The 7,278-nt window shown below is 64.6% G+C and carries 7 protein-coding genes; 3 read left to right on the top strand and 4 right to left on the bottom strand.

Annotation, left to right across the window (positions count from 1 at the left end):
- Positions 1-279: 279 nt before the first annotated feature.
- Genes FHW69_RS18095 through FHW69_RS18085 form a run of 3 tightly spaced genes read right to left on the bottom strand, consistent with a single transcriptional unit; the run spans position 280 to position 3,442 of the window.
- Positions 280-708, bottom strand: coding sequence for a hypothetical protein (locus tag FHW69_RS18095; RefSeq protein ID WP_183424509.1), 429 nt, complete (start codon positions 706-708; stop codon positions 280-282).
- 56 nt (positions 709-764) lie between these two features.
- Complete coding sequence (gene rlmKL, locus FHW69_RS18090) at positions 765-2,915, bottom strand: bifunctional 23S rRNA (guanine(2069)-N(7))-methyltransferase RlmK/23S rRNA (guanine(2445)-N(2))-methyltransferase RlmL (protein ID WP_183424508.1); 2,151 nt, start codon at positions 2,913-2,915, stop codon at positions 765-767.
- Positions 2,912-3,442: an alpha/beta hydrolase gene (locus tag FHW69_RS18085; protein ID WP_183424507.1), complete on the bottom strand. Its 531-nt coding sequence runs from the start codon at positions 3,440-3,442 to the stop codon at positions 2,912-2,914. The genes rlmKL and FHW69_RS18085 overlap by 4 nt, the downstream gene beginning before the upstream one ends.
- Before the next feature lie 79 nt (positions 3,443-3,521).
- On the opposite strand from FHW69_RS18085, the gene FHW69_RS18080 reads away from it, so the two are divergent.
- From FHW69_RS18080 to FHW69_RS18070, 3 genes are read left to right on the top strand one after another with little or no spacing between them, the layout of a single operon-like run.
- Positions 3,522-4,079 carry an N-acetylmuramoyl-L-alanine amidase gene (locus FHW69_RS18080; RefSeq protein WP_183424506.1) on the top strand — a complete coding sequence of 186 codons (558 nt, stop codon included), beginning with the start codon at positions 3,522-3,524 and terminating at the stop codon, positions 4,077-4,079.
- Between the two features lie 54 nt (positions 4,080-4,133).
- Positions 4,134-5,000 carry an acyl-CoA thioesterase II gene (gene tesB / locus FHW69_RS18075; protein ID WP_183424505.1) on the top strand — a complete coding sequence of 289 codons (867 nt, stop codon included), beginning with the start codon at positions 4,134-4,136 and terminating at the stop codon, positions 4,998-5,000.
- A gap of 17 nt (positions 5,001-5,017) precedes the next feature.
- Positions 5,018-5,917: a LysR substrate-binding domain-containing protein gene (locus FHW69_RS18070; protein ID WP_183424504.1), complete on the top strand. Its 900-nt coding sequence runs from the start codon at positions 5,018-5,020 to the stop codon at positions 5,915-5,917.
- On the opposite strand, the gene FHW69_RS18065 is transcribed toward FHW69_RS18070, so the two are convergent.
- Positions 5,918-7,135 carry an MFS transporter gene (locus FHW69_RS18065; RefSeq protein WP_343204049.1) on the bottom strand — a complete coding sequence of 406 codons (1,218 nt, stop codon included), beginning with the start codon at positions 7,133-7,135 and terminating at the stop codon, positions 5,918-5,920.
- Between the last annotated feature and the right edge of the window lie 143 nt (positions 7,136-7,278).

The following is a 7,278-nucleotide window of genomic DNA, read 5'->3' as shown; positions in this document are numbered from 1 at the left end:
GGAAAGCATGGAACGGGTGCAACAGATGGACGACATAGCCATGCAGCAGGCAATGGAACGGGACCTGGTCATGCAGCAGCAGATGGCCATGGAACACCGCGGGCCGGTAATGCGCCGCTAGCTCTGTTGCCAGCACCTGCGAAGCGCCACACAGATGCGCGCCGCGAACATGCAAAAAAAGACCGGCCCAATGAACTAACCCCCGGAGATTGGACGGGTGTCCAACTTCCGGGGGTCAGAGTTCAGAGAGGGCGTTTCTTCAACAGTGACGCTCAGGCATCAATTGCCGTAGTAACCGTCGTCGCGAACATAGCGCGTGGTGTAACCATCGTTGACGACGGTGCGGGTTTCATACACCCGACGTTCGACAACCACCGGTGCCGGCTGTTCATACACGACCGTTGCAGGGCGGCTGTAAACGACCGGCTGGTCGTAATACACCGTGCGCGGCGCCGTTGCGTTGGCAACGAGGCCGACCACCGCGCCCGCAATGATGGCGCCTGCGATCCAGCGACCTGCGCTGTCGTAATGGCCACCGCCACGATAGTAGCCGCCACCGCCGCGGTAATAACCACCGTGATAACCACCACCGTAACCGCCGCCCCAACCACCGCCCCTGCCGTGATCCCACGCGAAGGCGCTGGGTGCGAAAGCCATCAGGCCCGCGGCGGCAAGCGCGATGGTGGATTTGAGGAACTGACGTTTCATTTGAGGTGACCTCCGGCTGGTGGTGTTAGCGTCGCGCCAGCGCACTGAATAGCTACTTAAGGGTTTTTGCCCCACGGGTTCACATAGGGATGGCGCAACAGCCAGCACCCGTGGATGTCCGCCCGTCGCGTGAAGTCGAACGGGATGCTCGGGGCACTCCAGTTCTCAATAGAGAAATGGGGGTCCAGCGCTTCGTGATCAAGCTTGAAACGGCGGAAATTGTTTGAGAAAACAATGATGCCATCCGGAAGCAGCCGCTCCTTGCAGGCCATCAGCAGCTTCACGTGATCGCGCTGAACGTCAAAATCGTCAGCCCGCTTGGAGTTGGAGAAGGTCGGCGGATCGACGTAAATCAGGCCGTACATCATCGAGCGCTTCTGAATGAACTCCAACGCGTCTTCCTGAACAAGGCGATGGCGGCTGCCGGTGAAGTCGTTCAATGCCAGGTTTTTCGACGCCCAGTCCAGATAGGTGGCCGACAGATCGACGCTGGTGGTGTCGCGCGCACCGCCCGCTGCCGCGTACACGCTGGCCGTGGCGGTATAGGCAAACAGGTTCAGGAAGTGCTTGCCGGAGGCAAGTTCCCGGATCTTCGCGCGCACCAAGCGATGGTCGATGAACAGGCCGGTGTCGAGGTAGTCGGTAAGGTTCACGAGGAACTTCAGGCCACCCTCGGCAACCTCGATGAATTCGCCCTTCTGGTCGAACTGGCCGTACTTCGAACCACCCTTGCCGCGCTCGCGCGTCTTTACTGCCACGCGGTCGCGCGGGATGCCCAGCACGTCGCTGGCCACGCGCGCGATTTCACGCATGCGGGTACGTGCCACATCGACGGGCACATCGTCGGGTGCCTTGTATTCCTGGATGTGCAGCCAGTCGCCGTAGACGTCGATGGCAGCGGCGTATTCGGGCAGGTCCTGATCGTATGCGCGATAGCATTCGATGCCTTCGCGGGTCAGGCGCTTGCGCAGGTGACGCACGTTCTTTTCAAGACGGTTGCGCAGCATCTGCGCGCCTTCGGACAACGGCTTCAGTTCGCGTGCCGGTGCGTCGTGCGTGTTCAGTTCAAAGGTGAGCAGCGGCGTTTCCAGCGCGCCGTTGTACAACGCGTAACGTTTGTCCGGGCGCAGGCGCAGCGCACGACCCAGCTCTTCGTCACCGGCGAGCACGGCTGCGCGCCAGCCCTTGAAGCGGTCACGCAGCGTCTGCCCGAAATCGCGGTACAGCACCGGCAGTTCGGCGCGGTCGCCCAGGCGCTCGCCGTACGGCGGGTTGGTGATGACCAGGCCGCGCGGGGTTTCCGGCGGCGGCGCAATGTGCGCGGCATCGCGGCGATCCAGGTGCATGAAGCCGGACACGCCCGCCACCTGGGCATTGAGCTTGGCCGTCTGCACCATTTTCGGATCGGTGTCGCTGCCGAAGAACACCGGGCGCAGATTGCGCAGGCCTTCGTCCGCGCGCGCACGCGCTTCGTCGAACAGGCTGCGCCAGGTGATGATGTCGTGCTTGAGCCAGCCCAGGAAACCAAAGTATTCGCGGCGCAGGCCGGGCGCAACGTCGGCAACCATCAGCGCGCCTTCGATCAGCAGCGTGCCCGAGCCGCACATGGGATCGACCAGCGCGCCGCCTTCGGCGTAGATGGCCGGCCACTGGCCACGCATCAGCATGGCGGCAGCGAGGTTTTCCTTCAGCGGTGCTTCGCCCTGCACTTCACGCCAGCCGCGACGGTGCAGCGGCAGGCCGGACAGGTCCAGCGACAACGTGGCGCGATCGCGACGCAGGCGCAGGTTGATGCGCACGTCCGGCTCCTGCGGGTCCACGTCGGGACGGGCGCCACTGCGGTCGCGGAACTGATCGACCACGGCGTCCTTCACCTTCAGCGCGATGAACTGGCTGTGGGTGAGCTTGCTCTGCGCGGTGACGGCATCCACGGCGACGGTGCCATGGGCTGCAAGATGCTCGGACCAGTCGATGGACTGCACGCCTTCATACAGCGCTTCCGGATCACCCGCTTCAAATTCCGCCAGCGGCATGAGGATGCGGCTGGCCAGTCGCGACCACAGGCACGCGCGATACGCGGTCGCCAGTTCGCCCGAAAAATAAACGCCTGCCAGCGCCTCGCGGACGTCGCTGGCGCCCAGGGCCACCAGTTCGTCGCGCAGCAGATATTCCAGGCCTTTGGGGCACGTGGCGAAAAAAGCGGTCATGCGGTGTCTCCAGAGAGTGCCGCAAGAAAGACGCGGAACTGGGTTTCAATGAGGGGCAAGGTGGCGCTCAGACGATGGTCGTCGTCGAGCAGCAGCGCGGGCATGCCGGCGCCGCGGGCATAGGCGATGGCGGCGTCTGCCGGGCACACGTCGTCGGCATAGCCGTGGATGAGGAAGGACGGTACGCCCTGACGGGCCGAAAACGGACGCGCGTAACCCGGAATGGACGCCGGCAGCGCCAGCAGGAACACGCCGGCAACCGGCGCATCCAGCGAGGCCAGGCCGGAGACGAACGCGCCCATGCTCGATCCCACCAGCACCGGAGGCGTCGGCGAGGCCGCGATGGCCGCGCCCAGACGCTCAAGGCGGGGCGCGATGCAGCCGGCGTAGCCCAGGTGGTCGTCTTCCCGATAGTCGGGACGGGCGGTCGTCCAGCCGAGCGATTCGGCGACAGCGGCCAGCACGCTGACTTTGGTCGCGTCCGGGCCGCTGTCCGAGCCATGGGAAAGAATGATGTGGCCGCGCATGGCGGTCTCCGTACGCTTGATGACTGCGTATGGTAGCAACCCGGCCGCCTCCCCGCCCGGCCATGCGAAACTGGCCCGCATGAACGACATTCACGCCTGTCCCCTGCCCTACGAATCCCTGCTGCCCGTACGCCTGCCTGAACAGGTGGATCTGGTCGTCATCCACTGCACCGAACTGCCCGACCTGGCCACGGCGCGGGAATACGGTGAAAAGGCGCTCTACGACAGCGGCGTGGGCAACAGCGGCCATTACTACGTGGATCGCGACGGCACGCTGCTGTGCTATGTCGATCCGCTGCGCGTGGCCAACCATACGCGCGGCTTCAACCCGCGCTCCATCGGCATCGAACTGGTCAACACCGGCCGTTTCCCCGAGTGGTTCCGTTCGGACAACCAGGTAATGACCGAGCCCTATCCCGCCGCGCAGATCGACGCGTTGTGCGACCTGCTGGCCATCCTGCGTGAGCGCTTCCCCTCGTTGAAGCTGATTGCAGGCCATGAAGACCTGGATCTGGCCGTGGTGCCCGCCAGCGACGATCCTTCACAGAGCGTGCCTCGCAAGCGCGATCCGGGCCCGATGTTCCCGTGGGACGCCGTCACGAAACGCGTGCCACTGAAACGGTGGGCCGCCCCTTAGCTGCCGCTATACTCCAGACCCCTTCCAACGCATCTGCTTTCAAGGGCTATACGCATGTCGGACAACCACGTCGCCGAACTCGTCGACCTGCTCGAACTGGAACGACTGGAAGACAATCTCTTCCGGGGTCAGAGCCGGGACATCGGCACACGCTACGTGTTCGGAGGCCAGGTGCTTGGCCAGGCACTTTCGGCGGCGCAGCGCACGGTCGACCCGAAACGCGAAGCGCATTCGCTGCACGCCTATTTCCTGCGCGCAGGCGACATCAACGCCCCCATCGTCTACAGCGTGGAACGAACACGCGACGGCGGCACGTTCTCGGCACGCCGCGTGGTGGCCATCCAGCACGGCCAGCCCATCCTCAACGGATCGGTGTCGTTTCAGGAGCCCGAACAGGGTTTCGAGCACCAGTTGTCCATGCCCGAAGTGCCCGCTCCGGAAGACATCGAGCCGATGCATCCGCTGTCGGCGGAAAAGCTCGCTGCGCTGCCGGAAAAAATGCAGCGCTGGCTTGGCATTGATGGTCCGTTCGAGTTTCGCCACGTGTGGCCGCGCGATGAAATGAACCCGGCCAAGCGTCCGCCATATCAGCACATCTGGTTCCGGCTGACCGCGCCCATCAACGACGCGCAGGCCCTGCATCGTGCGCTGCTTGCGTACGCATCGGACTTCCACCTCATCGGCACGGCCACGCTGCCGCACGGCATCTCCTACCTCAGCCGCAACATGCAGATGGCCAGCCTGGATCACGCGCTGTGGTTCCACCGTCCGTTCCGCATCGACGAGTGGCTGCTGTATTCGTTCGACAGCCCCACCACGCAGGGTGCGCGTGGCCTGGCACGCGGCATGATCTACACGCGCGACGGTCGCCTGGTGGCGTCCACCGCGCAGGAAGGCCTGATCCGCATCCGGCCAGACTGAGCACCGGCCGCCTCGCGATGAGTATCGAACTGCGTCATCTTCGCTATTTCATCGCGGTGGCTGATGAGCTTCATTTCAGCCGCGCTGCCGAGCGGCTGGGCATGTCCCAGCCGCCACTCAGTCAGCAGATCCGCGACCTTGAACGGATGCTTGGCGTACGCCTGTTGCGCCGGACCAACCGGCGCGTGGAACTGACGGCCGCCGGGTCGGTGTATCTGGAAGCGGCGCGCGACATCGTCGCGCGCATGGAACAGGCCACCGATCTGGCCCGCCGTGCAGAGCGCGGCGAAGTGGGCGAACTGCGCGTCGCGTTCACGCGCTCCACGCCACTCACCGCGATGATTCCGCAGGCCATCCGCGCATTTCGCCAGGCCTTCCCTGCGGTGCATCTGGTGCTGGAAGAGCGCAATACGCTGCAACAGGTGGAAGCGTTGCTCGATGGCCGTCAGGAAGTGGGCATCCTCCGGCCCACGGAGCTGCCGGACACGCTGTTGTCCGAGCCGCTGTTCGCAGACCCGCTGGTCGTGGTGATCCGTGCGGATCATTCCCTGCTCGCCGATGCAACGCGCACCAGCCTGAACATGGCCGACCTTGCTGGCGAAGCGTTCGTGGTGTTTGCCAGTGCCGCAGGAACAGGCATTCGCCGGCAAGTGCTGGCGATGTGCCGGCACGCGGGCTTTGCGCCGCAAATCAGTCAGGAAGCGGGTGAAGCCTCGACCATCATCGGCCTGGTGGCGGCAGGTCTTGGCGTGGCGCTGCTGCCGTCGTCACTGCGCCACATCCACGTGGAAGGCGTGCGCTTCGTACCCATCGCATCATCCGATGCAGCCAGCGATGTGCAGGTGGTGCGTCGTCGTGACGATGCCTCACCACTGGTGCACCAGTTCATCCGTCTGTTGCTGGCCGAACGCTCCTGATCAACCCGGCAGGCGCCGCAGCTTCAGTGCAATGCCCAGTGCCAGCACGACCAGCGTGCCGACATACACGGCCACACCATGCCAGCCCCAGCGCGACCAAGCCAGACCACCCAGTGAACCGGCGACGCTGGAGCCCATGTAATAGGAAAACAGGTACAGCGACGAGGCTTGCGCCCGTGCCCGATCAGCCCGCTTGCCAACCCAGCTGCTCGCGATGGAGTGACCGCCGAAAAAGCCGAAGGTCAGCATGGCGATGCCCGCAATGATGGCCGGAAGCCACGCGCTCAAGGTCAGCGCCACGCCGCCAAGCATCAGTACGAAGGTGGTCCACAGCACGCGTCCGCGACCGAGCTTGCCGGCGAGCGTGCCCATCCATGTGGAACTGCCCACGCCGATGACGTAGACCATGAAGATCGCGCCGACGTGCGATTGGGTAAGACCGAATGGCGGTGCCAGCAGGCGATAGGCCACGTAGTTGTAGATGGTGACGAAGGCGCCCATCAGCAGGAAGCCTTCAGCGAACAGCCACGGCAGCCCCTTGTCGCGCCACAGTGATCCGAACGAACTGGCCAGTGCTTTCGGGCTGGCACGGCGAATCTGGAAGTGACGCGATGCCGGCAGGCCGCGCGCAACCAGCCACGCCGCAAGCAGACCCAGACCGCCGAGTACGCCGACTGCCACGCGCCAGGAGGCATGGTCGGCAGCGAATCCGGAAATGAGTCGGCCACCCATGCCGCCCAGCGCATTGCCGCCGATGTACAGGCCCATCGCGAATCCCAGCGACTCGGGATGAATTTCCTCGCTCACATAAGTCATGGCCACGGCTGGCAGGCCTGCCAGCGTGAGACCAAGCAGCGCGCGCAGCACCAGCAGGCTGCCCCAGGTGGGCGCCACGGCGGTCAGCAGCACGAGAATGGATGAGCCAAGCAACGAGGCCAGCATGATCGGCTTGCGGCCACGCACGTCGGAAATCGCGCCCGCGAAGAGCATCGCCATGGCGAGCACGCCTGTGGTGAAGGACAGCGACAGGCTGCTTGCCGCAGCGCTGACACCGAACACGCGCGAGAAATCGGGCATCAGCGGCTGCACGCAGTACATCAGGCCAAACGTCGCGAATCCCGCCGCGAACAGGGCCAGGTTGGTGCGGCGGAACGCCGGGGTGCCATGGCGGATGCGCAGGTCCTGCGCAACGGGGATCGGGCCGGAAGAGCCGTCCACTTGAGTGTCTCCGGGGTGGCACGGGAGGTGCCTTAAGGAGTACCAGCTTACGGCTGGGTTCCTTTGCGGTCGATATAGCCAGACGGATTCTTCGATATGTCTGGCGACTCAATCGCCAGCCGCCGATGCCCTCAGGGCGGAAG

This window comes from Luteibacter sp. Sphag1AF (genome assembly GCF_014192715.1).
Taxonomy (GTDB): domain Bacteria; phylum Pseudomonadota; class Gammaproteobacteria; order Xanthomonadales; family Rhodanobacteraceae; genus Luteibacter.
This window is presented reverse-complemented; position numbering and strand designations above follow the sequence as displayed.